This window comes from Streptomyces nodosus, from assembly GCF_008704995.1.
Lineage (GTDB): Bacteria > Actinomycetota > Actinomycetes > Streptomycetales > Streptomycetaceae > Streptomyces > Streptomyces nodosus.
Genome location: NZ_CP023747.1, coordinates 4,085,566 through 4,110,928, shown reverse-complemented (window position 1 = coordinate 4,110,928; position 25,363 = coordinate 4,085,566). Strand labels below are relative to the sequence as shown.

The 25,363-nt window shown below is 70.3% G+C and carries 18 protein-coding genes, 1 tRNA gene and 2 pseudogenes; 12 read left to right on the top strand and 9 right to left on the bottom strand.

Going from position 1 to position 25,363, the window contains the following annotated elements; all coding sequences use genetic code 11:
• Positions 1-64 precede the first annotated feature (64 nt).
• Positions 65-1,042, top strand: a complete 978-nt coding sequence (bagA, locus tag CP978_RS18575) for an ATPase BagA (RefSeq protein ID WP_043442458.1) — start codon at positions 65-67, stop codon at positions 1,040-1,042.
• Positions 1,039-2,418: an ATPase BagB gene (gene bagB, locus CP978_RS18570; RefSeq protein ID WP_043442456.1), complete on the top strand. Its 1,380-nt coding sequence runs from the start codon at positions 1,039-1,041 to the stop codon at positions 2,416-2,418. Before bagA ends, bagB begins: the two co-directional genes overlap by 4 nt.
• A gap of 443 nt (positions 2,419-2,861) precedes the next feature.
• On the opposite strand, the gene CP978_RS18565 is transcribed toward bagB, so the two are convergent.
• On the bottom strand, positions 2,862-3,200 hold the full coding sequence (locus CP978_RS18565) for a WhiB family transcriptional regulator (protein ID WP_043442454.1): 339 nt from the start codon (positions 3,198-3,200) through the stop codon (positions 2,862-2,864).
• A gap of 408 nt (positions 3,201-3,608) precedes the next feature.
• On the opposite strand from CP978_RS18565, the gene CP978_RS18555 reads away from it, so the two are divergent.
• Positions 3,609-5,963, top strand: a complete 2,355-nt coding sequence (locus tag CP978_RS18555; protein ID WP_043442452.1) for a transglycosylase domain-containing protein — start codon at positions 3,609-3,611, stop codon at positions 5,961-5,963.
• 98 nt (positions 5,964-6,061) lie between these two features.
• Here CP978_RS18555 and CP978_RS18550 read toward each other — a convergent pair whose 3' ends face one another.
• Positions 6,062-6,529, bottom strand: a complete 468-nt coding sequence (locus tag CP978_RS18550; RefSeq protein WP_043442450.1) for a GatB/YqeY domain-containing protein — start codon at positions 6,527-6,529, stop codon at positions 6,062-6,064.
• A 151-nt stretch (positions 6,530-6,680) separates the two neighbouring features.
• On the opposite strand from CP978_RS18550, the gene CP978_RS18545 reads away from it, so the two are divergent.
• From CP978_RS18545 to CP978_RS35715, 4 genes and pseudogenes are all read left to right on the top strand, one after another.
• Positions 6,681-7,610: a metallophosphoesterase gene (locus tag CP978_RS18545; protein WP_043442447.1), complete on the top strand. Its 930-nt coding sequence runs from the start codon at positions 6,681-6,683 to the stop codon at positions 7,608-7,610.
• Positions 7,611-7,738: 128 nt separating this feature from the next.
• A complete protein-coding gene (locus CP978_RS18540) occupies positions 7,739-8,524 on the top strand; it encodes a Pr6Pr family membrane protein (RefSeq protein ID WP_043442446.1) in 786 nt (261 codons plus the stop codon).
• Between the two features lie 33 nt (positions 8,525-8,557).
• Positions 8,558-8,631 (top strand) — tRNA-Pro (locus tag CP978_RS18535).
• Positions 8,632-8,901: 270 nt separating this feature from the next.
• A pseudogene (locus CP978_RS35715) lies at positions 8,902-8,982 on the top strand (GNAT family N-acetyltransferase); the annotation flags it as partial.
• Between the two features lie 463 nt (positions 8,983-9,445).
• Here CP978_RS35715 and CP978_RS36110 read toward each other — a convergent pair.
• From CP978_RS36110 to CP978_RS18515, 3 genes and pseudogenes are all read right to left on the bottom strand, one after another.
• Positions 9,446-10,858 (bottom strand): DUF11 domain-containing protein, encoded by a 1,413-nt coding sequence (locus tag CP978_RS36110; protein ID WP_144401464.1) that lies wholly within the window; start codon positions 10,856-10,858, stop codon positions 9,446-9,448.
• A gap of 956 nt (positions 10,859-11,814) precedes the next feature.
• Positions 11,815-13,209 (bottom strand): DUF11 domain-containing protein, encoded by a 1,395-nt coding sequence (locus CP978_RS36105; protein ID WP_052454174.1) that lies wholly within the window; start codon positions 13,207-13,209, stop codon positions 11,815-11,817.
• Between the two features lie 358 nt (positions 13,210-13,567).
• Positions 13,568-13,891: pseudogene (locus tag CP978_RS18515) on the bottom strand (transposase); the annotation flags it as partial.
• A gap of 249 nt (positions 13,892-14,140) precedes the next feature.
• Here CP978_RS18515 and CP978_RS18510 point away from each other — a divergent pair.
• Together CP978_RS18510 and CP978_RS18505 are read left to right on the top strand one after the other, a co-directional pair.
• Complete coding sequence (locus CP978_RS18510; protein ID WP_043442442.1) at positions 14,141-15,034, top strand: phosphorothioated DNA-binding restriction endonuclease; 894 nt, start codon at positions 14,141-14,143, stop codon at positions 15,032-15,034.
• 122 nt (positions 15,035-15,156) lie between these two features.
• Positions 15,157-15,426: a hypothetical protein gene (locus tag CP978_RS18505; protein WP_043442440.1), complete on the top strand. Its 270-nt coding sequence runs from the start codon at positions 15,157-15,159 to the stop codon at positions 15,424-15,426.
• Between the two features lie 98 nt (positions 15,427-15,524).
• Here CP978_RS18505 and CP978_RS18500 read toward each other — a convergent pair whose 3' ends face one another.
• The 4 genes from CP978_RS18500 to CP978_RS18480 all read right to left on the bottom strand — a co-directional run bounded on the left by CP978_RS18500 (position 15,525) and on the right by CP978_RS18480 (position 19,659).
• On the bottom strand, positions 15,525-16,412 hold the full coding sequence (locus CP978_RS18500; RefSeq protein WP_043442437.1) for a prohibitin family protein: 888 nt from the start codon (positions 16,410-16,412) through the stop codon (positions 15,525-15,527).
• A 367-nt stretch (positions 16,413-16,779) separates the two neighbouring features.
• Positions 16,780-17,985 carry a glycoside hydrolase family 3 N-terminal domain-containing protein gene (locus CP978_RS18495; protein ID WP_158508339.1) on the bottom strand — a complete coding sequence of 402 codons (1,206 nt, stop codon included), beginning with the start codon at positions 17,983-17,985 and terminating at the stop codon, positions 16,780-16,782.
• A gap of 278 nt (positions 17,986-18,263) precedes the next feature.
• Positions 18,264-19,196 carry an MIP/aquaporin family protein gene (locus CP978_RS18485; RefSeq protein WP_043448910.1) on the bottom strand — a complete coding sequence of 311 codons (933 nt, stop codon included), beginning with the start codon at positions 19,194-19,196 and terminating at the stop codon, positions 18,264-18,266.
• A gap of 241 nt (positions 19,197-19,437) precedes the next feature.
• A complete protein-coding gene (locus tag CP978_RS18480) occupies positions 19,438-19,659 on the bottom strand; it encodes a twin-arginine translocase TatA/TatE family subunit (protein WP_311775019.1) in 222 nt (73 codons plus the stop codon).
• 238 nt (positions 19,660-19,897) lie between these two features.
• Between CP978_RS18480 and CP978_RS18475 the strand changes: the two genes are divergently transcribed.
• From CP978_RS18475 to CP978_RS18465, 3 genes are all read left to right on the top strand, one after another.
• Positions 19,898-21,844: an NAD(P)-binding protein gene (locus tag CP978_RS18475; RefSeq protein ID WP_043442429.1), complete on the top strand. Its 1,947-nt coding sequence runs from the start codon at positions 19,898-19,900 to the stop codon at positions 21,842-21,844.
• Between the two features lie 211 nt (positions 21,845-22,055).
• Entirely contained in the window at positions 22,056-23,930 is a 1,875-nt protein-coding gene (locus CP978_RS18470; RefSeq protein WP_043442427.1) for a S9 family peptidase, read from the top strand.
• A 114-nt stretch (positions 23,931-24,044) separates the two neighbouring features.
• Positions 24,045-24,953, top strand: a complete 909-nt coding sequence (locus tag CP978_RS18465; RefSeq protein ID WP_150478246.1) for an SURF1 family protein — start codon at positions 24,045-24,047, stop codon at positions 24,951-24,953.
• The last annotated feature ends 410 nt before the right edge of the window (positions 24,954-25,363 follow it).

Below are 25,363 nucleotides of genomic sequence, written 5' to 3'. Positions count from 1 at the left end.
CTGTGACCGGAGTTGTCCACAGCCTCCCGCGTACGCCGTGCGTGGACTGGTTAGTCTCGAAGGCGTGAGCAGGCTCCAGGTCGTCAGCGGCAAGGGCGGGACCGGAAAGACCACGGTCGCCGCGGCACTCGCGCTCGCCCTCGCGACCGAGGGCAGACGCACCCTCCTCGTCGAGGTCGAGGGCAGACAAGGCATCGCACAGCTTTTCGAGACGGAGGCACTTCCGTACGAGGAGCGGAAGATCGCCGTCGCCCCGGGCGGCGGCGAGGTCTATGCGCTGGCCATCGACCCCGAGCTCGCCCTGCTGGACTACCTCCAGATGTTCTACAAGCTGGGCAGCGCGGGGCGGGCCCTGAAGAAGCTCGGCGCCATCGACTTCGCCACCACCATCGCGCCGGGCCTCAGGGATGTGCTCCTCACCGGCAAGGCGTGCGAGGCGGTCCGCAGAAAGGACAGAAGCGGACGTTTCGTCTACGACCATGTGGTGATGGACGCGCCGCCCACAGGGCGTATCACCCGCTTCCTGAATGTGAACGACGAGGTGGCGGGCCTGGCCAAGATCGGCCCGATACACAATCAGGCACAGGCCGTGATGCGGGTGCTGAAGTCCCCGGGGACGGCCGTGCACCTGGTGGCGCTCCTGGAGGAGATGCCCGTCCAGGAGACCGCGGACGGGATCTCCGAACTGCGGGGCGCGAAGCTGCCGGTGGGCCGGGTCATCGTGAACATGGTGCGGCCGACGCTCCTGGAGCAGTCGGACCTGGACCTCGCGCAGGCCGTGCCGCGGACGGCTCTCGCCCGCTCCCTGTCGGACGCCGGGCTCGGCGGCGCACGCCGTGGCGGGCTCGCGGAGCGGCTGGTGGACCCGCTGCTCCGGCAGGCCGACGAGTACGCGGAGCGCTTCGCCCTGGAGCATGAGCAGCGTGCCGTACTCGCGGAGCTGGGCCTGCCGTTGCACGAGCTGCCGCTGCTCGCCGAGGGAATGGATCTGGCGGGCCTGTACGAACTGGCCACGGAACTGCGTCAGCAAGGGATCTCATGAGCTCGGACCCGGCCCCCGCGCACGACGACACGTCCTCCGCCCCGGATGCGGCGCACTCCCCCGACACGGGCTCCCTGCGCGCCTTGAAGCAGGTGCCCGTCCTGGAGATCGACCCCCTCCTCGACGATCCGGGGACCCGTATCGTCGTGTGCTGCGGTTCCGGAGGCGTCGGCAAGACGACCACGGCGGCGGCCCTCGGGCTGCGCGCGGCCGAGCGCGGCCGCAAGGTGGTCGTGCTCACCATCGACCCGGCCCGCAGGCTCGCCCAGTCGATGGGGATCGACGCCCTCGACAACACCCCGCGGCGGGTGAAAGGCATCGAGGACACCGAGGACGGCGAACTGCACGCCATGATGCTGGACATGAAGCGCACCTTCGACGAGATCGTCGAGGCGCACGCGGACCCCGAGCGGGCGTCCGCCATTCTGGGCAACCCCTTCTACCAGTCGCTCTCCGCGGGCTTCGCCGGCACTCAGGAGTACATGGCGATGGAGAAGCTGGGGCAGCTGCGCGCCCGGGACGAGTGGGACCTCATCGTCGTCGACACCCCGCCCTCGCGCTCGGCGCTGGACTTCCTGGACGCCCCCAAGCGCCTGGGGTCCTTCCTGGACGGCAAGCTGATCCGGGTGCTGATGGCCCCGGCGAAGATGGGCGGCCGAGCGGGGATGAAGTTCCTGAATGTCGGCATGTCGATGATGACGGGAGCCCTGGGAAAGCTGCTCGGAGGGCAGCTGCTGCGGGACGTCCAGACGTTCGTGGCCGCCATGGACACCATGTTCGGCGGCTTCCGCACCCGCGCGGACGCCACCTACAAGCTGCTCCAGGCGCCCGGCACGGCGTTCCTGGTGGTGGCGGCCCCGGAGCGGGACGCATTGCGGGAGGCCGCGTACTTCGTGGAGCGTCTGGCCGCCGAGGACATGCCGCTGGCCGGTCTGGTGCTCAACCGGGTCCACGACAGCGGCGCCGCCCAGCTGTCGGCCGAGCGGGCCCTCGCCGCCGCGGAAAATCTTGAAGACCCCCGCATTGTGGATCAGCCGGACGGGAAGGCTGGACTTCGTAACTCTCCCGACACGTACGGCAGTTCAGAATCTCCTCGCACCCCGGCACCGGCATCCGACGCAGGCTCCCCCGCCACCACGGACCAGGACCGGAGGATCGAGCAACTCACCGCGGGCCTGTTGAGACTGCATGCCGAACGCATGCAGTTGCTCTCCCGTGAGCAGCGCACGCGCGACCGCTTCACCGCGCGCCACCCCGAGGTGGCCGTGGCGGAGGTGGCCGCGCTGCCCGGCGACGTCCATGACCTGGTGGGACTGCGGAACATCGGGCACCGCCTCGCGGCCGACCGGCCCGAGGAGGGCGACGGGCAGGCATAGGGAGCGGAACGCCGGTCGCCCGACGCGGCGACACGCTCCCGGAACCCGTCCCGGGCGGGACAACACGGGCCCGTCTGGAGCCGTTTCCGACCGAACAACACAGGCCCCACCCGGAACTGTGTCCGACCGGACATCAGGGGCCCACCCAGCACCGTTCCGACCGGGCAACGGGGGCGGGCCCAGAGCCCGCTTCCCGGCGGGACATCAGGGCACGCCCGACACCCGCCCCGGCAGCCCCGAACCCCGCCCCTCCACACGACGGCGCCGACCGCGGTCGCCTCCGCCACCGAGGCGCGCCCTGCCAGGCACATCCTCCGAGGCGCCGGCCCTGCCGTCCCCTCCGCTGCTCGCGACGGGCCCGGCACAGGCACCCTGCATATGCGACGTCCGCAACCGCCCACGACCGGCAGCGGCGGACAACCGCTCCGGGGAGCGGTCCACCCTCAGCTCACCGCTGCGTAGTTCTCGTACGCTTCTTCCTCGTCCAGGGGCAGCAGACCCGCTCCGCGCTCGTACTCCATACGCGCGGTCTCCAGCAGGCGCCGCCACGAGGTGACGGTCGGCCGCCTGCGCAGCAAGGCGCGACGCTCGCGCTCGGTCATTCCACCCCACACGCCGAACTCGACGCGGTTGTCGAGCGCGTCGGCCAGGCACTCCGTGCGTACCGGGCATCCGGTGCACACCGCCTTGGCCCTGTTCTGCGCTGCTCCTTGAACGAACAGTTCATCCGGATCGGTAGTGCGGCAGGCCGCCTGCGCACTCCAGTCGGTTACCCAGCCCATACCGGCGCCGTCCTCTCCCGAATCGAGGCTCCCCCACGGCGGCAGCGGCATATTCACCGCCGCCAGTTGAGGACGTTACGGAAGGCGGGCACAGCGCAACACCCCCTTCGGGCCCAATCTTGAATGGCCCGAACGGACTATGGGTAAGCGGCAGATCACCCAGGGGAGTGAGCTGACGACATGCGTGATGTTCCGGACAGACCACGACAGTTCAGTCGGGTCATAACGGATGTCTACTGACACACAAGGCGAATTCGGGCACGCATCCGGAAAAATATCGAGGGAACGTCGGAACGATTCGGGGTCGCCGGACGTACTTGATACATGGCCCTACTGCCGTGACAGTTGGGCTCAGCTTAGGCCAAGGCCTGGACGCGTGTCCGGCGAATGAGAACGTAGGCTGCCCCCATGCCAAAGAAGCGCTCGGGCGGGGGGCAGTCCCCTGTGCAGCAGGCCGCCAAGTTCGTCGGAGTGAGTGTGCTCGCGGGGGCGGTGATGGCCGGCATCGCGATGCCCGCCGCAGGCGCGCTCGGACTCGCGGCCAAGGGCACGGTGCAGGGATTCGACGAGATCCCGTCCGACCTGAAGAGCCCCCAGTTGAGCCAACGAACCACGATCCTGGACAGCCAGGGCGGTGAGATCGCCACGGTCTACTCGCGCGACCGCACGGTGGTCGAGCTCGAGGACATATCGCCGTACATGCGGAAGGCGCTGGTCGCCATCGAGGACTCGCGCTTCTACGAGCACGGCGCGATCGACCTCAAGGGCGTCCTGCGTGCGTTGAACCAGAACGCGCAGAACGGCGGGGTGGCCCAGGGTGCCTCCACGCTCACCCAGCAGCTGGTGAAGAACTACTTCGTGGAGGAGGCCGGCGACGACCCGACGAAGGTCGCCCAGGCCACCCAGCAGACCGTCGGCCGCAAGATCCGCGAGCTGAAGTACGCCATCCAGCTCGAGGAGAAGCTCGGCAAGGAGAAGATCCTCGAGAACTATCTGAACATCACGTTCTTCGGGCAGCAGGCGTACGGCGTCGAGGCGGCCTCCCAGCGCTACTTCTCCAAGCACGCCAAGGACCTGAGCCTCCCGGAGGCCGCACTGCTCGCGGGCCTCGTCCAGTCGCCCACGGGGTACGACCCGGTGAACCACGAGGCGGAGGCCCTGAAGCGGCGCAACGTGGTGCTGCAACGCATGGCCCAGGTGCACGACATCACGCAGGCCGAGGCCGACAAGGCCAAGAAGACGGACCTCGGGCTGCACGTGAGCCAGCCGAAGAACGGCTGCATCACCGCCGTCAAGGGCGCGGGCTTCTTCTGCGACTACGTCCGCGAGGTGTTCCTGAACGACCCGGTGTTCGGCAAGACCCGCCAGCAGCGGGCCAAGGTCTGGAACCAGGGCGGCCTGACCATCCGTACGACGCTGGATCCTCAGTCCCAGGAATCCGTGCAGGCCTCGCTGAAGAAGCACGTCTACCAATCCGACTCGGTCGCGGCGGCAGCTGTGCTGGTGGAGCCCGGCACCGGCAAGATCGTCGCGATGGGCCAGTCCAAGCCGTACGGCTACGGGAAGAACGAGACCGAGATCAACTACTCGGTCGGCAACGACCGGGGCGGCTCGAACTTCGGCTTCCCGACCGGGTCGACATTCAAGCCGTTCGTGGCGGCGGCGGCGCTGGAACAGGGCAGGCCGCCGACGCAGGAGTACTCGTCGCCGTACGAGATGCCGTACCCCGACCCCGTTCAGACGTGCAGCGGCAAGCCCTGGATCAACCAGGACCACGAGACCGTGCCGAATGAGAGCAAGTCGGAGGTCGGGCCGTACCAGATGAAGGAGGCGATGGCCAAGTCGGTCAACACCTACTTCGTGCAGATGGTCGCCGACATCGGCCTCTGCCCGGTGATGCAGACCATCGACAAACTGCACGTGGTCCAGGGCGACGGCGACAAGCTGCCCGAAGTGCCCGCGATCTCGCTCGGCTCCAAAGGTGTCTCCCCGCTGACGATGGCGTCCGCGTACGCCGCCTTCGCCTCCCGGGGCACGTACTGCACACCGATCGCCATCGAGTCGATCACGCAGAAGATCGGCGAACAGCAGAAATCACTCGCGGTGCCGAAGTCGGCCTGCACGCGGGCCATGTCCGAGAAGACCGCGGACACCGTCAACACGCTACTGCGGGGCGTGGTCGACTCCGGAACGGGCACCCAGGCCGGCCTCTCCGACCGCGACAACGCGGGTAAGACGGGTACGACGGACGAGCGCAAGAACGCGTGGTTCGTCGGCTACACGCCGAACCTGTCGGGCGCGGTGTGGGTCGGCAGCGCCACCCAGAAGGTCAAGATGATCGACATCACTATCGGCGGCGTCTTCAACCCCCTCGTCTACGGCGGCCAGGTACCGGGCCCGATCTGGCGGGACGCGATGGCCGGAGCCCTCTCCGGCAAGCCCGCCCCGTCCTTCAACCTCGTCAACATCCCCGACCCCGTCGCCCCCGGCAAGGCCGACGAGGACAAGAACAAGGACCCGGGCGACGGAGACGGGAACCAGAACGGAAACAGGTTCGGCCACGGCCGCGGCCATGGTCCTGGCCGGGGCAACGGGAACGGCAACGGCCTGCAGACCAACGGCGGCGTGAGCATCGGGGGAACCACCACCGGGGAGACCACCGGCGGTACGGACCCGGCGCCTTCCTTCCCCCTGCCCGAAGGCTGGATCCAGGGGAACGGAAACGGGGGAGACGGCAACGGCACCGGCGGGGTGACGGGCTAGCCCGCACCCCAGGACCCCTCTCGGGTCCCATCGACCGCACGACGACGGGGCGCCCCCACCAGGGGCGCCCCGCTGTCGTACACAGCGCGATGAGCCGGTCAGCCGCCCGCGAGAAGCTGCTTCACCACGGCGGCTACCCGGCCGCCCTCGGCCTGGCCGGCCACCTTCGGGTTCACGATCTTCATGACCTGGCCCATGGCGCGCGGCCCCTCGGCACCGGCCGCCTTCGCCTCCTCGACGGCCTGGGCGACGATCCCGCGCAGCTCGTCGTCGGACAGCGGCTTGGGCAGGTACGCGGCGAGCACCTCGCCCTCCGCCCGCTCCCGCTCGGCCTGCTCGGCGCGCCCGCCCTGCGCAAAGGCGTCGGCGGCCTCGCGACGCTTCTTCGCCTCGCGGGTGATCACCTTGGTGACCTCCTCGTCGGAGAGCTCGCGCTTCTCCTTGCCCGCGACCTCCTCCTTGGTGATCGCGGCGAGCGTCAGCCGGAGCGTCGAGGAGCGGAGCTCGTCGCGCCCCTTGATCGCGGCGTTGAGGTCTTCGTGCAGCTTCGACTTGAGCGTGGTCATGCTCCGATTCTCGCAGGTGTGCCGGGGCGATCGCCCGTTGATTTCGCAGGGTCCGCGGGGTGTTCCGTACGCTCCCCCGCGCAGGGCGACGACGGTCCGAGGTTGTCCACAGGTGCGTCGAGGGCCCCTCCTGTTCTGACACGATGGTCGTATGCGCGCGCTATACGGAGTACCCCTGGGAATCACGGCGGTGGCCGCCGCCGGAGTGCTGTACTCGGCCGGGTTCGAGGTCCGTTCCTTCCGGCTGCGACGGGTGACGGTCCCGGTGCTGCCCCCGGGAGCACGTCCCCTCCGCGTCCTCCAGGTCTCCGACATCCACATGGTGAGCGGACAGCGCAAGAAGCAGCGCTGGCTGCGCTCGCTGGCGGGCCTGCGCCCGGACTTCGTGATCAACACCGGGGACAACCTCTCCGACCCGGAGGGCGTACCGGAGGTGCTGGACGCGCTGGGTCCGCTGATGGAGTTCCCGGGGGCGTATGTCTTCGGCTCGAACGACTACTACGGCCCCAAACTGCGCAACCCGGCCCTCTACTTGGTGGAGAAGGTGAGGGGCCACCACGGTCTGAACGGCAACGCTCCCGTGGTCGGCGCCATCCACAACCCCTGGGAGGAGCTGCGGGACGGCTTCGACGCGGCGGGCTGGCTCAACCTGACGAACACCCGGGGGACGCTGAAGGTCGACGGTCTGGAGATCGAGCTGACCGGCCTGGACGACCCGCACATCAAGCGCGACCGCTACGCACGTGTGGCGGGCGGCCCGTCCTCCTCGGCGGACCTCTCGATGGGCGTGGTCCACGCCCCCTATCTGCGCAGCCTGGACGCCTTCACCGCGGACGGCTACCCCCTGGTCCTGGCGGGCCACACACACGGCGGCCAGCTGTGCATCCCCTTCTACGGCGCCCTGGTCACCAACTGCGACCTGGACACCGACCGGGTGAAGGGCCTGTCACGGCACACGGCGGAGGGGCGGACGTCGTATCTGCATGTCTCGGCGGGCTGCGGGACGAACCGCTACACGCCGGTACGGTTCGCCTGCCCGCCGGAAGCGACGCTGCTGACGCTGACGGCCAGGGACCGGTGACGACCGGGAGGGACCGCGACACCCACCCCGCGGTCCCCGGGCTTCTTCGTCCCCCGACGCCCTCCGCCCCGTAACCCCTCCGGACCACCCATATCGCCCGATCTGCCCCATCCGCTTAGCGTGAGGGCATGACGTCGCCGATACCCAAGGAGATCCCGGACCTCCCGGCGGTCCCGGGACGACCGACGCTCAGGCCGTCGGTCGTCCCGGCTGCCGCCGTGATGGCTCCGGCGTACCGTCCGGTGGCGGCCGCCTACCGCCTGCTGGTGGCGCTGACGGCCGCGGCGGCGGTGGCCGTCTACCTGCTCGCCGGCAGCCCGGTCCGGGTGCTGACCTACTTCGCCGTCCAGAGCAATGTGCTCGTCGCCGTGGTCTTCGCGCTCTCCGCATGGCGGGCCTGGACGGCCCAGCGCCCGTTGTCACCCCTGGTCACCGGCGGCACGCTGTTCTACGTCCTGCTCGGCGGCCTGGTCTTCCATGTGCTCGTGGTGAACGAACCCGGCCCCTTCTCGATGACCGGTCAGAACACCCCACCCACGGGCTGGCTCGCGCTCGCCGACCGGGTGCTCTACACCCTCACCCCGGCCGCGGCACTGCTGGACTGGCTGCTGATCACCCGCCCGGCCCCCCTGAGCCTGCGGCACGCGAGGACATGGCTGCTGTACCCCATGGCCTACCTGGCCGTCTCCCTGCTCCGCGGCGAACTGATCCCGCCGGACGTGAGGGACCGCTACCTCTACCCGTTCCTGGACGTGGGCCGGCTCGGCTACCGCAGCGTCCTGGCCAACGCACTCCTCCTCGGCCTGGCCTTCTTCGCCCTGGCCGTCCTCCTGGTCGCGCTCGACCACATCCGCCCGGACCCGACCCGCCACCACGCCAAAACCGGATTTCGCCTCCGGCCACCAGTGGGCTAAAGTAAACGACGTCGCCGCGACAAGCAGCGACATCGGGGTGTGGCGCAGCTTGGCAGCGCGCTTCGTTCGGGACGAAGAGGTCGTGGGTTCAAATCCCGCCACCCCGACGCTGGTCAGAGGGCACGTACTCACATGAGTATGTGCCCTCTGTCGTGCTCGGGGGGTCAAACAGGGGGCCAAAGGATTCTGATCAAGCCTCGCGGGCGGTTACGTTGCGCCGCTGAGGAGCGAGAGCACGAGGTAGGCGTAAAGCCGCGACGGGCGAGCGGAGGCGAGCACAGCTTCCGCCTCCTTCAAGTTCAGTGCCTTACTCGGACGTTCCGGCCGTCCTTCTGGCGCGGTGACGAGCAGCGCGACGTTCCGCGCGGCCTTGTCCCTACCTTCGTCAGGGATTCGAGCATCTCCGCACCGTCCGCCAGGGCGTAGCAGTGAACGGCGGCCCGAGAGTGTCAGGGTGGCACCGCCGTGGATGAGCAGCGCTGCCACCCGACCCTGACCATCGCTGGCCGGCCGCTCATGCACGGCTGGTGGAGAGACCGCGCCGTGGCAAACCGCAAGTTCCGGTCGTGGGTTGGCGAGTACGGCAGTCTGCCCGGGTGCGCACATTGTCCTGGTAGACGCGGAGGCGGGGGAGGCGCTGGCTAGCTGGCCGTAAAGCCGTCACCGGCGAGACCAGGACTTTCCCCGCCCTCATCAAGGCACCCGGCTGCGCTCCGCTCCGCCGGGCGCGCTCACGGCTCCGCTCCTGCCTCCGGCCCGCTCCGCCCACGCTGCTGTATGCGCCGGCATACCTGGAACCTCAGCTTGGGAAGCTGCGATCACTTATGGCGCACTCGGGCGCTGAACTGCGTCAACGGCCGGAGCGCCGCTCCGTCGCGTTCTGCTGCTTTCGCCGCTGTCGTACCAGCCGCGACCGATCACTCACCTGGGGTCGTGCCCGGCGCGGTGACAGTGCTTGTTGCGTTTGACAGTGGTGCGGTCGGTGACGGTGTGCGTGTGGATGTCGCCGCCTCCGCTGACGGATGCGGTGTTCGTGATCTTCCGGTGTGTCTCGCAGTCGCAGGCGACCTTGACCTTCAGGGTGATGGGCGGGTAGCTGTCGCCCGGTGCCAGGACGTTGCTGCGGGTGCAGGTGAGGGTGGCCCGGACGCATTTCCATCCGGTGCCGGTGATGCTGCGGGCGGTGAGTCCGCGCGGGAGCTTGTCGCGCACGGTGACGGTGCTGCCGTCGGTGGGGCCAAGGCCGGTGTTGCGGACGGTGATGGTGTAGGTGCCCTGTTTTCCTTGGGTGAAGTTGCCGGTGTGGGTTTTGGCGATGGCCAGAGTGGGCGGGGGCAGGGTGTAGGAGATGGTCACCTGGCCGTTGTTGTTCGCCGTCCCGATCGTGGACAGCGCGTAGCTTGTGCCGGTACCTGTGGGGGTGGCGAAGCTGCTGCCCCCACCACCTCCGCCTCCACTCCCCGAGGTGCCGCGGTTGTCGACGGTGGCGCTGCCGCCGCCCCCGCCAGCGAAGTACCCGCCGCCACCGCCCCCACCGGCCCCGATGAGGGTGAGGGCGCAGCCGGCGCCGATGCTGCCTCCGGTGCCGCCGGTACCGACCGTGGTACCGGAGAACCCGCCTCCCACCCCGCCGTTCGTGGCGGCACAATTCGTGCCGGTGCCGGCGGTACCGGGGGTACCCCCGGTGCTGGTGCTGGTGCTGCCGCCGCCCCCGCCCTGCCCTGGTGAAGCCCCAGGGCCGGTGGCACTTCCCGTGGTACCGGCGGTGGCATCCGCCGTCGTACCGTTGCTTCCGTTGCCCCCGTTCCCCCCTGGAGAGCCTGCTCCGGTGCCGCCGGCGGCACCGCCGCCCCCGGCGACCGCCAGCAAGGAGCCGCCCGCGCTGACGCTGGACGCGCCACCCCCGCCCGGACCTTCGAACTGAAAACCACTGGCCGGGAAGGCCCCGCCTGGGGCGCCGCCGTTGAACCCGCCGGCACCCCCCACCCCGGTGCCGTTGCAGCCCTTGCCGCCGGTACCGCCGACGTTGACGGTGTAGGTCGTAGGCGAGGCGGTTTGCGGGAGCGTGGTCACCACCCGCGCCCCCGTCCCGCCAGTCCCCGTGACGGAACAGGCGGTGCCGGTGTTGTCCGCGCCGCCGGCGCCGTCGGCGGTGATGGTGACGGTCGCGTTCGCCGGCACGGTGAGGCTCTGCGAGCCTCCGGTGAAGTTGAAGGTGAAGGACGGGTCGGTCCCTCGTGTCCGCACCGGGTCGGTGGCCGGCCTGGCCCCCGTCGGTACGGCGGTCGCGGGGGTCAGTGCGGTGCCGGACAGCGCCACGCACAGTCCTGCCACCGCCCCTGCCCGCAGCCACTGCTGACGAGTGCCGACGCCTGTGCGGGCTTGGCCTCGTCTCGTCCCCGCTTCAGAGGGGGGTGGTTGTGGGGCGTGATGTCTGATCACCGGTGTCTCCTGACTTCCTGGCTTGGGGTGAGGCCTCTTTCCGCCGTGCGGGAGCCCAGCGGGGCACAGCCCATGGATCACTCACCGTGATCCGATCCGCACGATAAGTGACTAGATGAGGAGTGTGTCCGACCTGGCGACGTGTCATACAGGTCTGGTGTTTGAGCTGGGCTCGGGTTCCATCGAATGGCTGGCGCCAGGAGGGCGGATCAGTTCGGTGCCGGGCTGTGGTGTGCGTGCCGGTGAGGTGGCTAAGTCGCAGGTCGCAGCGCCGATCGATGACACGGCCGCAGGTCAGAGACCCGGCCCGGTCCATGAGGGGTCGGTGGCCCTAGCGCCCACCGGGGCCACGTTGAGCGGTCGGCCATGGTCGGGCGCGCTCCCGCGCCCCAGACGCGGCGGTCATACGGGATGGGGGCCAAACAGGGGGCCAAGCGAGGCAGCCGCACGAAGACGCTCCCGGACAGCACTGGACTGCTCCGGAGACGAATGAGCTGGCCAGGCTCGCCTCCCCGAGGCCATGAGGGGGTTGATCGCGTTCGGGACGAAGAGGTCGTGGCCCCGAGTAAGCAGCTCGGACGATGCGAGAGGGCCCGTACCAAGGTGTGGGCCCTCTCGCAGTGCTCTTGAGAACCGACGCTGCACGAGCGGCAGAACCTTCCCTACTTCCATCAAGCACCCGTCGTCGCTTCGCTCCTCCGGGCGGGAGGCAGGCACACATTCCACACTCTCTTTACCGTTACCAGCCGTTATGGCGCACTCGGGCGCTGAACTGCGTCAACGGCCGGAGCGCCGCCCCGTCGGGTTCTGTTGCTCTCGTCGCTGTCGTAGCAGCCGCGACCGATCGCTCACCTGGGGTCGTGCCCGGCGCGGTGACAGTGTTTGTTGCGTTTGACGGTGGTGGGGTCGGTGGCGGTGTGGGTGGTGGTGTCGCCGCCTCCCTTGACGGTGGCCTTGTTCTTGATCTTGTGGTGTGTGTCGCAGCCGCAAGAGACGTTGACCTTGAGGGTGATGGGCGGGTAGCTGCTGCCTGGTGTCAGGACGTCGCTGCGGGTGCAGGTGAGGGTGGTCCGGTGGCAGTTCCATCCGGTGCCGGTGATGCTGCGGGCGGTGAGTCCGCGCGGAAGGGTGTCGTGCACGGTGACCGTGCTGCCGTCGGTGACGCCCGGCCCGCTGTTGGCGACCCTGATGGTGTAGATCCCCTGCTTGCCCTGGACGAACTTCCCGGTGTGGGTCTTGGTGATGGTCAAGGAGGGGGTGACCACCGTGTAGGAGATGATCACCTGACCGCTCTTGTTCGCCGTCCCGATCGCCGAGGCCGTGTAGCTCGTCCCGGTGCCCGTCGCGGTGGCGAAGCTGCTTCCTCCGCCGCCACCGCCACCACCCGCACGGCCGAGGCCGCTGGTGCCGGGGGTGGCGGCGCCGCCTCCGCCGCCGGCGTAGTACCCGCCGCCTCCGCCTCCTCCGGCCCCGGCGGCCACGCAGTTGCCACCGGTGTTGTTGCCGCCGGTGCCGCCGGTGCCGACCGTGGTGCCGGTGAAGCTGCTTCCCGGGTTACCTGCGACGGGCGTACAGCCTCCGGTCGGGGTGGCCGGCGTACCGCCGGCGCCGACGGCCATGGTGGTGGTGTTGCCGCCTTGCCCGCCGGATCCCGGCGAACCACCGCTGTCGAACGCTCCGGTGGTTCCGGCGGTGGCGTCCGGTGTGCCGCCGTTGCCCCCGTTGCCCCCCGCGATCGTGCCGGCGAACGGGGCGCCGCCGGCGGCACCGCCGCCGCCGGCGACGACGAGGAGGCTGGTGCCGGTACTGACGCTGGATGCCCCGCCTCCCCCGGAACCTCTCCGGAATTGGCCGGTGGGTTGGCTCGAGGTGCCGCCTGGGGCGCCGCCGCTGTAGCCGCCGGCCCCGGCCCCGTTGCAGCCGGCGCTGCCGGTGCCGCCGACGTTGATGGTGTAGGTCGTCGGGGCGGTGGTCACCGGCAGCGTGGTGACGACGCGTGCCCCCGTCCCCCCGGACCCGGTGAAGCCGCAGGGGGTGCTGGTGGTGTCGTTGTCGGCGCCACCAGCACCATCCGCGGTGATGGTGACGACCGCGTTCGTGGGGACGGCGAAGGTCTGCGGGGCCCCGGTGAAGCTGAAGGTGGACGATGGGTCGGTTCCTCGTACTGTCGCTGGGGCGACGGCCGGTGCGGCGGTCGCGGGCGTCAGCGCGGTTCCGGCCAGTGCCGCGCACAGTCCCGCCACGACTCCTGCCCACCGCCGCTGCACACGAGCACCGATGCCTACGCGGGCTCGGCTTCGCTCTGCCTCCACTCCGGTGAGGGGGTGTTGTGGAGCGTGATGACTGGTCACTGATGTCTCCCGACGTGCTGGCTTGGGGTGAGGCGGCCTTCCGTCAGTGGGACAGGCCACCTCACCATTAATCACTCATTGTGATTACTCGTGCACGAAAAGTGATGTAAGGGGAGTTCGGGCCTGGCGGCGTGTCATTCGGGTCTGGCGTTCGAGCTGCGCTCGAGCTCCACCGAACGGTTGACGCCAGGTCGGGGCAGCCCCGATGGCCCCGAAAACCAGGTGCCCCGGCCGCCGCTCCTCCCTACGCGCTGCCGCGTCTGTACGGCGGCAGGATCACCGAGGAGAACCGCTTGCGCTCGCCGGTCGCCTCGCCGATGCGCTTGTCGTTCACCCGCGGGGCCTTCACCTCGACCACCCAGGCCGCGGTCGTCACGTCCCTCGGCTGGTGATAGCCGTTGCGGACCACCAGACGGCGCCCGCACTCGTCACGCTCTTCGGCCGACTCGGCTATATGGGCGTTGACTTCAGCTTCCAGGGCGGCGGCCGGCATCCGCCTCGCCCCCTCGCGGACGATGTCGTCGATCACGGAGCCGGTCTCGGTCGTTCCATCGGCATTCACTACGCTCAGCACGTCGCTGACTGTGCTGCTCAACGGCCTTGTTGGTAGCCCTGTCGTGGATCAGATGAGCTGTCACCTCTGACAGTCCAGGGGGCCAAACATCAGGTCAGGCCCGGTGCTGAGAGATCAGCACCGGGCCTGATGTGCTTTGTGACCCTATTCTGGGAGTGATTTGGGAGCGAACGACCTCCACGGCACAGCAGCCTCAGAGACGAGCCCGGACAGCAAGGCGTACGGCCAAGCATCACTACGATCACGGTCATGGATTGGCTGGAGCGTGCCGCGAAGTTGAGGCAGTGGAGTCGGGACGGGGTACGGGCGCCGCACAAGCCGTTGCTGCTGCTGTACGCGCTGGGCCGTTTTCAGGCGGATGCCGCGGACGAGATGCCGTACAGCGCGGTGGAGGCAGATCTGAAGCAACTGCTGGCGGAGTACGGCCCGGCGCGCGGGACCACGCCCGCTTATCCCTTCCACCACCTGGTCAGCGACGAGGTGTGGGAGGTGCGGACCGATCGGGGCATCGGCAGCCCCGGGACGGGTGTACGGGAGCTGCGGGCCAGCGGGGCCACGGGGCGGCTGGCCCCGGACCTGCGGCTGGCGCTACGGCGGGAACCGTCGCTGTTGGGCCGCATGGCGAGGGTGCTGCTGGATCTGCACTTTCCGCCGTCGTTGCACCAGGACCTGTGCGACGCGGTCGGCCTGGAGCTGGAGTCGGCGGAGACAGACGCGCTGGCAGCGCCCGCGAGGCGGCAGCGGGATCCGCGGATGCGGGAGATGGTGCTGACCGCGTACGAGTACCAGTGCGCCTTCTGCGGCTACGACGGCATGATCGGCACGGCGCCCGTCGGGCTGGAGGCCGCCCATGTGCGCTGGTGGGCGTTCGACGGCCCGGACGACGTCGACAACGGACTGTGCCTGTGCTCACTGCACCACAAGCTCTTCGACAAGGGCGTTCTCGGCATAGGCGACGGCCATCGCATCCTGGTCTCGCAGCGGTTCGTAGGCCGCAGCCAGGCTGCCCGCGAGCATGTCACAGCACTCGCGGGCCGTCCGCTCATAGGCCCTCAACCCGGCATCCCTCCCGTCGCGGCAGCCCACCGCTCCTGGCACACCGACCAGGTCTTCCACGGCAGCCCACGCCCGACCGCCGCCTGACCTGGTGCCACAGCTCCCGCGGCGTCCGCCCCGGTCACTGCGCGGGAATGGCGTACGCACGGCAAAGGCTCAAGCCGGCCGGGCCGGGGGGCCGTTACGAGAGCGGATAGGTTTCCGGGCTCATGAGCGCGATAGGCCCGCGGACGCAGGCACGACTGGCGGACAGGACGGTCTCCGTGGCCGTCGGAGTGGTCGGCGCTGAGCCGATCACCCGTGCAGAGGAAACGGCCGCCTGGCACACCGCCGGCGAACTGTACGTCGGGTGGCTGGGGGTCAGGCTGCTGGTCCTCGCCGTGTTGGGGTTGGGGCGGTCCCTGCTCACACATGTGGCGATGATGCTGATCTCGCGCGTCCTGCTGGTGCTGTTGATGGCTCTCCCGGCCGTCTGGTGATGCGCAGTTCGGCGTCGGCCGGGTCGCACGCCTCGTGACGGGCTGCCACAGAGGTGCGCGGGCCGAGCACGATGTGCCGGCTCGGCCCGCACGGGAAATCAGTTCCGGCCGTTGCCGCCCACGATGACCGGGGTGCCGTTGCCCGAGCCGCAGGGCACGGCGTAGACCGGGTTCTCCTTGGCCGCTTCCCGGTACGCGTCGATGCACTGGTTCGTCAGAACCTTGTCGGTCAGAGAGTCGTTGAGGATCTTGTTGGCGCGGGCGATGCCCTCGGCCTCGATCTTGCGGCGCTTGGCCTCCTCTTCCGCCGTGCGGGTCGCCTCAGCGGCCCGCTCGGTGGCCTCCTTCTGCTGGATCTTGCGGTCGATCTGCTTCTGGAGGGCGTCCGAAGGCTTGACGTTACGGAGGTTCACGGCGGTGATGTCGATACCGCGGGGCGCGAGTCGCTCCTTGATCAACTTGTCGATCTCCGCATTGATCTTCTCTCGGGCCGACGCATACCCCTGCTCGCTGGTGTAGCGGGCGAAGACATTGCGGACGATCTCGCGGCTGTCCGGGAAGACCAGTCGCTGCTGAATGGCGTCCTCGCTCCCTGCCAGCCGGTACAGCTCCCCCGCCTTGTCAGGTATGACCGCCCACTTCACGGTCACCTCCGCGTACATCACACCCCCCTGCGAGGACCGCACCTCGACGACGTCCTTGTCGGAGAGGTTGAGGTCGACCGGACGGGTCGAGAAGGTCGTGACATCGGTGAACGGCGCCTTCAGCTGCAACCCGGACGTCATCGGCGCACCCACCTTGCCGAACGTCACCGGCACGCCGACCTCATAGGCGCTGACGACGTACACGGTGCTGGCGATGCCACAGAGCACACTGCCGAGCAGTGCGGCGCCGGCACCCAGCCGAAGCCGGAGCGAGTCTTGGGCGCGGGCGATGAAGTACATCACCAAGGCGGCGAGAAGAAGCAGGCATGACAATACGAGCACGGTGACTCCCCCCTGAGAGACCTTGAGCGGTACCCCCCGGCACCGCTCGTCCATGGAGAATATGGCATCCGACGTGCGAAGAGATCAGCGGGCGTCGGCAAGCGGCGTCGACGCGGGAAGGGCTCGTCTGCCGGCGGATGCAGGGTGGGCGGCTTGCGACCGAGCCGGTCGACCTGGATCCTCCAGTCGCCTGCGGGTACCGCGCATGGGCGGCCGATACGGGGAACTTCGGGTCCTCGTACGGGAACCGCCCGGGAGCCGCCCGGGAGCCGCCTGGCGCCGCCTTCGGTGCGCCGTAGCGCGGGTCGCCGCTCGTGCCGGGCAGCCCGGGGACCGCCGTGACCGGTCGGCGGTCAGGGGCAGGCGGTCAGGAGCAGAGGTTCACGTGGCGGACGGCCAGGACATGTGCCGCCGCGTCGATGAGGCGGCTGCGGGGGAGGTGGCCGTCGGTGACCGCCTTGGTGATGGCCGAGGCGATCGAGGACGTCCGTGAGTTGACGTTGCCGCCCAGGTCGAACATGACCATGTCGGCACCGGAGCGCAGGGCCTGGACGGCGGCGGTGGGGACGCTGTAGCCCGCGGCGGAGATCGCCTTGGCGCTGAGCGAGTCGGTGACCACCAGCCCCTTGAAGCCCAGCTTGCCGCGCAGCTCGGAATTGATGACGGTGGGCGACAGGCTCGCCGGAGCGGTGCTCAGGCCCGGCACGATGTTGTTGGAGACCATGATGGCCGGGGCGCCGGCCTTGATGGCCGCGGCGAACGGTGGGATGCCCACCTTCTGCAAGGTGGACCAGGGCAGGGTGCGGGCGGGGCCGAAGTCGGAGTTGTAGGTGGAGCCGCCGAGGCCCGGGAAGTGCTTGACGACGGGTATCACGTTTCCGGCCCGCATCCCGTTCATGTATGCGACACCGGCCTTGGAGACCACCGAGGTGTTGCCGCTGAAGGACCGCCATCCGTCGGGGTTGGTCTTGCTGGGGGCCACGTTCCTGCCGTCGACGTCGACCACCGGTGCGAGGTTCATGTTCACCTGGGCGGCCGCCATCCTGGTGGCGACCTTGGTGACGTTCTGCTGGATCTGGGCGGGGGTCCAATGCGCCCCCATGTACGAGGCCCAGGGCAGCGATCCGACGAGGTTCGCCATGCGCTGTATGCCGCCGCCCTCCTCGTCGGTCATCACCAGCAGGCCCCGGTGGCCCGGCACATGGGACTTCAGGGCGGTCAGCCGGGAGCCGAGGTCGGCCGGCGCCTTGCTGCCGAACAGCAGCACCCCGCCCGCTCCGGCGCTCACCTCGGAGGTGACATCGGACACCGAGGTCTCCGACACCGGGACGGCGATGGTCAGCATGGCCAGGCTGCGGTTCGACCATCCGGCCAGCTTCGTGGTGTTGGTGCAGGCGGTGGCGGCGGTGGGGTGCGGGGCGAGGAGCGAAGGGGAGGCCGGGGACGAGGGCGAGGCGGGGGTGGTGGACGGGGCGAGGGGAACGGTGGGGCCGCTGGCGTGCGGGGCCGTCCTGGGGGCGCCCGTGCCACAGCTCGCCAGGAGCACCACCGCCACGGCGGCAACGGTGCTCACTCTGCGTCTGGTCGCGCTCCGGCCGGGGAGCCGCGGCGGTGCTGTCGCCCTTGTGCGGTCACGGTCCGACGGGTGGGTCATCGTCCGGCCTCCTTTCGTCAGGACCGTATGCGCACCCCGCTTCACCCAGCGTGAGCTGCGCTCCGGCCCACGTCTTTCCGCTGGTCGGCGGTCGACGCCTCCCCAGGATCTCGCGTTTCGGACCCGGCCGGAAGTCGAGCCGGACTCCGGCGTGCGGGGCCGCCGATCGCGAGGAGAGCGGCGGGAAGCAGGGGAGGTCAGTCCACCGGGCGGGTCAGGCCGGACTCCGGGGGCTCGGCCAGCTGGGCCCGGATGTGCAGGACGTCCCCGATGAAGAGGTCGTAGACGAGGACCCCGATCACGCCGCCCACGAGGGGTCCGACGATGGGGATCCAGAAGTAGTTGCTGAAGGAGCCGGCCTGGGTGCCGGGCATCGCCAGGGCCCCCCAGCCCGCCAGCCAGGTGAGCAGGCGTGGGCCGAGGTCCCGGGCGGGGTTGATGGCATAGCCGGCGTTCGCGCCGTACGACATGCCGACGGCGGCGACCGCCAAGCCGGTCAGCAACGGCCCGAGGTTGGCCTTCACCCCCGTGTTGCGCAGGTCGATGAGGGCCACCACGAACATCACCAGGAACGCCGTACCGACGATCTGGTCCACGAGCGGGCCCCACACCCCGCCGTGGAAGTACGGCGCGGGGAACGTTCCGAAGATGGAGAAGGAGGCGAGGGTGTGCCCGTTCGTCTTCGGCCCCTTCATGGCCTGGTCGAAGGTGTTGATCGCGTCGTGGTAGACGCCGTACACCAGTGCGGCCCCGGCGAACGCGCCGACCAGTTGCGCCGCCATGTACGGAAGGACCCTGGTCCAGGGGAAGCGGCGGCGCACCGCGAAGGCGAGCGTGACGGCCGGGTTGATATGGGCGCCGCTGATGCCGCCGGCCACATAGACGCCGAAGGTCACGGCCATGGCCCAGCCCCAGGTGACCAGAAGCCAGTCGCCGGAGCCGAGGAAGAAGGTGATGGGTCCCGCCGTACGGCCCGATCCCGGCAGCGCGGCGACCGCCATGGCCACCGCGCCGCACCCGAAGGCGACGAGGACGAGCGTGCCGAGGAATTCCGCCAGGCACTCGCCGAACAGACCGCCTCGGCGTCTGAGCCGGGAGGGGCTCACCAAGGGCGGAATCTCCACTGCCATGGTGCCCCCGACCGGGTCAGCGAGGTGCCGGATGTCGGACGTGCGCCCGTCCGTGGACACGGTCGAGACGTCCGAGACGGTCGAGGCGCACAGCCGAGTATGGCCCAGGGGCTCCTGCCCCGCTCTTCACCGAGGGGGCGTCGGCGAGCCGCGCTCCGCCCGGACTGCGGGGTCACGCGAAGGACTTGCTCCGTCCGGGGGACGGGGGCGCCGTGACAGGGGCGCCCCACCGGCTCCGCTCTCAGGAACGGCCGCTGGGCTTGTGCTGCTTCGCCGTCGTCCCCCGCGCGGCACGGCTCGTGTGATGCTGACGCTGATGCGCCTTGGCGTCCTTCTCGTTGAGCGCCTTCATCTCGCTCTTGAGGATCCGTGTCGCCTTGCCCGCCGCACGCATCAGTTCCGGGAGCTTCTTCATCCCGACCAGCACGATCACCACAAGGAGGATCACGGCCAGCTCACTCATGCCGAACATCAGGCTTGCTCCCAGGGCGGTCGTGGGGGGACAGCCGAGGGCCGGACTGTCGCGCGGATCTACAGAACTGTAGAAGTCTCTCCCGCCGAGGGCTCGGCCGACAAGCCCGCCCCGGAACCGCTCCCACACCTCCACCTACAACTGTGGAACCGGCTCCCTCGATAGGGCAGTCTTGCTCCTCGTGGCAGGCGTTCCGCAGCAGACCGGGTCGAGTGACATCCTCGCGCACATGGTGGTGTGCGGGGACGACGGGCTCGCGCACCGGCTGGCAGCCGAGTTGCGCGGGGTGTACCGGGAGCAGGTGACGCTCGTCGTCCCGCCCTCCGAACGGGTCGCCCGGGAGCCGATGGTGGGCCGCATCCGGGCCTCGGCGCTGTTCGACCGGGTCTCCGCCGCCGTCACCCGTGCGACGGGCAACGGCATCGGCATCGGCGTCGGTGGTGCGGACGGACGCGCCGACTGGGCCGGCGGCGGTCGCACGGCCGAAGCGGCGGGTGCCGTACGGCTGTTGGAGGCCGCCGAGGCGTCCGAGGCCGTGCTCGCCGAGGCCGGGGTGGAGCGGGCGACGGCGCTGGCCCTCGTCTATGACGACGACGAGACCAATATCCGTGCCGCTCTCACCGCCCGCCGTCTCAACCCGCGGCTGCGGCTCGTCCTGCGTCTCTACAACCGGCGGCTCGGACAGCACATCGAGGCGCTCCTCGACCAGGCCGCCGCATTGGCCTCGGGCGGAGCCGACGTGGGGACCGGGGCGTTCGACGCGTCCACGACCGTCCTGTCCGACGCCGACACCGCCGCGCCCGCGCTGGCCGCGACCGCCGTCGCCGGCACCACGAAGGTCGTGCATGCCGACGGGCTGATGCTGCGGGCCGTCGAACGCCCGCCGTCCGAGCCGGGTCAGGCCTCCGACCCCGGACTGTGCACCCTGGCACTGCTCTCCACGACCACCAACGACCCCGCCGGGTCCGAGGGTTCCGAGGAGAGCGGAGACCAGGGTCCCCAACTCCTGCCCGACGAAGGGTCCGTCGCGGAGGCCGCAGGGCGCGGAACCGTCGTCCTGGAGGCGGTCTCCTACGCGGGGCCCGCGCTGGCCTCCGGGCGGAGTGTCGTCCCGCTGGGCTCGCTGCTGTCGCGGCGGCTGCGCTGGTCGTTCGCGGGTCTGGTGGGATGTGTGGTGGCCCTGGCGGTCGCCTCGATGGCCGTCACCGGCGAACGCCCGCTGCGAGCCACCTACTTGACGTTGCTCGACCTGTTCGCGATCGACGATCCGGCCATCGGTGAGCCCGTCGGCCGGCAGATCCTGCAACTGCTGTCCGGGCTGGTGGGGTTGCTGTTGCTGCCGGTGCTGCTGGCGGCCGTGCTGGAGGCGCTCGGCACCTTCCGCAGCGGGTCGGCGTTCCGTAAGCCGCCGCGCGGGCTGTCCGGGCATGTGGTCCTGCTCGGCGTCGGCAAGATCGGCACGCGGGTCATGACCCGGCTGCGGGAACTGAAGATCCCCGTGGTGTGCGTGGAAGGCGATCCGGAGGCGCGCGGACTCGCCACGGCACGGCGGCTGCGGGTGCCGGTCGTGCTCGGGGACGTCACACAGGAGGGCGTCCTGGAGGCCGCCAAGATCCACCGAGCGCATTCACTGCTCGCGCTGACCAGCGCCGACACCACGAATCTGGAAGCCGCCCTGTACGCACGCTCCCTGCGGCCCGATCTCCGGGTGGTGCTGCGGCTGTACGACGACGACTTCGCGACCGCCGTCTACCGCACCCTGCGCGCCGCGCACCCCCACGCCCTGACCCGCAGCCGCAGTGTGTCGCATCTGGCGGCGCCCGCGTTCGCGGGAGCGATGCTGGGGCGGCAGATCCTGGGGGCGATCCCGGTGGAGCGCCGGGTGCTGCTGTTCGCTGCGGTGGATGTGGCCGGCCATCCGCGACTGGAGGGGCGCACGGTGTCCGAGGCCTTCCGGGCGGGGGCCTGGCGGGTGCTCGCCCTGGACACTGCGGCGCCCGCCGGACGGAGCCAGACGGCCGATCCGGAGCAGGACGGGCCCGATCGTTTCTCGGGCCTGATCTGGGACCTGCCGCCCGGCTATGTGCTGCGGAGCGAGGACCGGGTGGTCCTCGCGGCGACCCGACGCGGTCTGGCCGAGCTCCTGGGGCGCAGGCGCTCCGATCCGGCCGGGTAGGCCGTATCGGTCCGGCGCGGGGCACGCGGGGCACGGGGCGCGGGGCGTCGGGCACGGGGCACGGGGCACGGGGAGCAGGGAGGCAGGGAGGCAGGGCGCGGAGTCATTACGCGCCCGGGATCGTGCCTGGTCACAGAGTTTTCTGTGTGAGTTGTCCACAGGCTGAGGGGCTCCCCCGCGAAAAGTCGCCCGAGCCAGGCACTATGGGGCCATGACTGAGAGCAACGAGTCCCCCTCACCGCAGCGCGGCGAGGAGATGCCGGACTGGGAGAAGCGCTTCCGGGCGCCACGGGTGTCGCTGCCGGACTGGGCGGAGGACGCCCCGCACCGCTCGCTGTTCGTCTCCAACGCCACGGGGACGTACGAGCTGTACGCATGGGACCGCGCCACGGGCCGGCAGCGCCAGGTCACCAACCGGGCGAACGGCACGACGGACGGCGTGCTCTCTCCGGACGGGGAGTGGATCTGGTGGTTCGACGACACGGACGGCGACGAGTTCGGTATCTGGAGACGCCAGGCGTTCACGCTCGATGCCTCCCGCACGGGCTCCGGGGCCGATGAGCCGGCGGCTCCCGGGCTCGAGCCGTCGTACCCGGCCGGGCTCGCGCTCGGGCGGGACGGGCGGACGGCGGTCGTGGGCCGGTCCACCGACCAGGACGGATCGACGATCCACCTGGTGCGGACCGGGCAGGACCCGGTGGAGATCTACCGTCATCCCGAGTCGGCCGGGGTGGGGGACTTCTCGCACGACGGCTTGCTGATCGCCGTCGAGCACACCGAGCACGGCGACGCGATGCACTCGGCGCTGCGCGTGCTGCGACCGGACGGTTCGACGGTCGCGGAGCTGGACGACACCAGGGGCGGCACCGTCGAGCTGGGCCTGGAGGTGTTGGGCTTCGCTCCGGTGGACGGGGACACCCGGCTGCTGATCGGACACCAGCGGCGCGGCCGGTGGGAGCCGCTGGTGTGGGACGTCACCTCGGGCGAGGAGACGGATCTGGAGCTGGAGCTGCCCGGCGATGTGGCCGCGGAGTGGTATCCCGACGGTTCCGCGCTGCTGGTCGTGCACGGTTTCGAGGCACGCAGCGAGCTGTTCCGCTACGACCTGGCGACGCGCGAGCTGCTGCGTGTGCCGACACCGCCGGGGACGCTGTCGGGAGCGACCGCACGTCCCGACGGGACCGTGGAGTATCTGTGGTCCTCGGCGGCCGAGCCGCCCGTGGTGCGGTCGACGTCCGGCGAGGTCGTGCTGGATCCGCCCGGGATGAGATGCCCCGGGTCGGTGCCCGTGGAGGACGTGTGGGTGGAGGGGCCGGACGGCCGCATCCACGCCCTGGTGCAGAGACCGGCGGGATCGAGCGGGCCGCTGCCGACGGTGTTCGACATCCACGGCGGTCCGACCTGGCACGACAGCGATTCCTTCGCGGCAGGCCCGGCGGCCTGGGTGGACCACGGATATGCGGTGGTGCGGGTCAACTACCGCGGCTCCACGGGATACGGCCGCGCATGGACGGACGCGCTCAGACACCGGGTCGGGCTGATCGAGCTGGAGGACATCGCGGCGGTCCGGGAGTGGGCGGTGTCGTCCGGACTCGCGGATCCGGAGCGGATCGTCCTGACGGGTGGTTCATGGGGCGGGTATCTGACACTGCTCGGACTCGGCGTCCAGCCGACCGCGTGGACGATCGGCATCGCGGCGGTCCCGGTCGCGGACTATGTCACGGCCTACCACGACGAGATGGAGTCGCTGAAGGCCCTGGACCGGACACTGCTCGGAGGCACGCCCGAGGAGGTGCCGGAGCGCTTCGAGGCGTCGTCGCCGCTGACGTATGTGGACGCGGTGAAGGCACCGGTGTACATCTCGGCGGGGGTGAACGATCCCCGCTGCCCGATCCGCCAGGTCGAGAACTATGTGGACCGGCTCGCCGCGCGGGACGCGGTGCACGAGGTGTACCGGTATGACGCGGGTCATGGCTCGCTGGTGGTCGAGGAGCGGCTCAAGCAGGTGCGGCTGGAGCTGGACTTCGCCGCGCGGCACCTGGGGACTGCCTCGGGGGAGGTGAGGGGAGCGACGACCGTGGCGTAGGGCGGCCGTGGTGCACCTGATGCGCGGCGTACGGGGCATGCGCGTGTGCCCCGTACCCGGGCACCCCGGGCCCCACGGGCGGGTCCTCGGCGGCGGCACCGTACCGTTGAGGGCGTGTACCGGTTTCTGCTGACGCCCCGCTGGTGGGGGATCAACGTCTTCGTGCTGCTGGCCATCCCCTTCTGCGTGTTCATGGGGTCATGGCAGTTGAGCCGCTTCGAGGCCCGGGTGCAGGACCACCAGACGCAGACCGAGCGGGCCGCGACGGACCGCAAGGAGGCGCCTCGGCCACTGGACGAGCTGTTGCCGGTGGACAAGATGACCTCCGGAATGCAGGCCACGGCCACCGGGCGGTACGGCAAGCAGTTGCTGGTGCCGGACCGTGAGCTGGACGGCAGGCAGGGCTTCTATGTGCTGACCATGCTGCGGACCGGCTCGGGTCAGGCGCTGCCGGTGGTGCGGGGCTGGCTGCCGGGTGACGCCGACCCCGCGAAGGCACCGGCCGCGCCCACCGGCGAGGTCACCGTCACGGGAGCCCTCCAGGCATCGGAGAGCCCGGGGGCGAACGGGGTCAGCGCAGTGGGCGGGCTGCCGGACGGCCAGACCGCGGCGATCAGCTCGGCATCGCTGGTGAACCTGGTGCCGTACGACGTGTACGACGCGTGGATCACCCTCGACAAGGCCGACAGCGGGATGAAGCCGGTGCCGGCGACGGCCCCCCAGGGTACCGGCCTCGACCTGAAGGCCTTCCAGAACCTGGGCTACACCGGCGAGTGGTTCGTCTTCGCGGGCTTCACGGTCTTCATGTGGTTCCGGCTGCTGCGCCGCGAGGTCGAGTTCGCCCGGGACGCCGAGCTGGGGCTCACCCCGGAGGGAACGGCCGCCGGAGCGGAGTCCGCCGGGGGTGACGGCCCGGCCGGGGACCCGACGGAGCGGACCGGTGGAGCCGGTGGGGCCGGTGGCGAAGAGAGCGGCGCCCCGGAAGCCGCCGAGGAAGACCGGGCGCGGGCCGCAAAGGCCTGAGGCATCGCCTGACGCCGTCTGTTCTTGCCCGGAACCGGGCCCGACCCCCAGCCAGGCCCAACCAGCGGCCCCGGCCCTGGCCCTGGACCGCGGTCTCGCCGCCCTACGGTGCCCCCGGCCCGACGCCCGTTCCGGCCGACACCCGGCCCTGTCGGCGCCCGTCGCGGCACGGGCCCGCCCCGATCCAGGCGCGCCTGACCTCCTGTCCCGGGGGCTTGGGCTGACCCGGGCCTGAGTCCCGGAGCCTGGCCCGGGCGTTGGTAGAGCCGGCGCCCGGACCAGGCGTTGCTCCGGCGCCTTGCCCGGACCGGGACCGGAGCCCCGGCGGTACGCGAGCCGCCGGCCCACCACACACATGACGCACCTGGCCGACACGCCCGCACCTCACCGACGCGGGGACGCGGGGATCA

Bases quoted from the DNA above. Each gene is read 5' to 3' on its own strand.
- bagB (WP_043442456.1), top strand. From the start codon at position 1,039: ATGAGCTCGGACCCGGCCCCCGCGCACGACGACACGTCCTCCGCCCCG.
- CP978_RS18565 (WP_043442454.1), bottom strand. From the start codon at position 3,200: ATGGGCTGGGTAACCGACTGGAGTGCGCAGGCGGCCTGCCGCACTACC.
- CP978_RS18555 (WP_043442452.1), top strand. From the start codon at position 3,609: ATGCCAAAGAAGCGCTCGGGCGGGGGGCAGTCCCCTGTGCAGCAGGCC.
- CP978_RS18550 (WP_043442450.1), bottom strand. From the start codon at position 6,529: ATGACCACGCTCAAGTCGAAGCTGCACGAAGACCTCAACGCCGCGATC.
- CP978_RS18545 (WP_043442447.1), top strand. From the start codon at position 6,681: ATGCGCGCGCTATACGGAGTACCCCTGGGAATCACGGCGGTGGCCGCC.
- CP978_RS18540 (WP_043442446.1), top strand. From the start codon at position 7,739: ATGACGTCGCCGATACCCAAGGAGATCCCGGACCTCCCGGCGGTCCCG.
- CP978_RS18510 (WP_043442442.1), top strand. From the start codon at position 14,141: ATGGATTGGCTGGAGCGTGCCGCGAAGTTGAGGCAGTGGAGTCGGGAC.
- CP978_RS18505 (WP_043442440.1), top strand. From the start codon at position 15,157: ATGAGCGCGATAGGCCCGCGGACGCAGGCACGACTGGCGGACAGGACG.
- CP978_RS18485 (WP_043448910.1), bottom strand. From the start codon at position 19,196: ATGGCAGTGGAGATTCCGCCCTTGGTGAGCCCCTCCCGGCTCAGACGC.
- CP978_RS18480 (WP_311775019.1), bottom strand. From the start codon at position 19,659: ATGAGTGAGCTGGCCGTGATCCTCCTTGTGGTGATCGTGCTGGTCGGG.
- CP978_RS18475 (WP_043442429.1), top strand. From the start codon at position 19,898: ATGGTGGTGTGCGGGGACGACGGGCTCGCGCACCGGCTGGCAGCCGAG.
- CP978_RS18470 (WP_043442427.1), top strand. From the start codon at position 22,056: ATGACTGAGAGCAACGAGTCCCCCTCACCGCAGCGCGGCGAGGAGATG.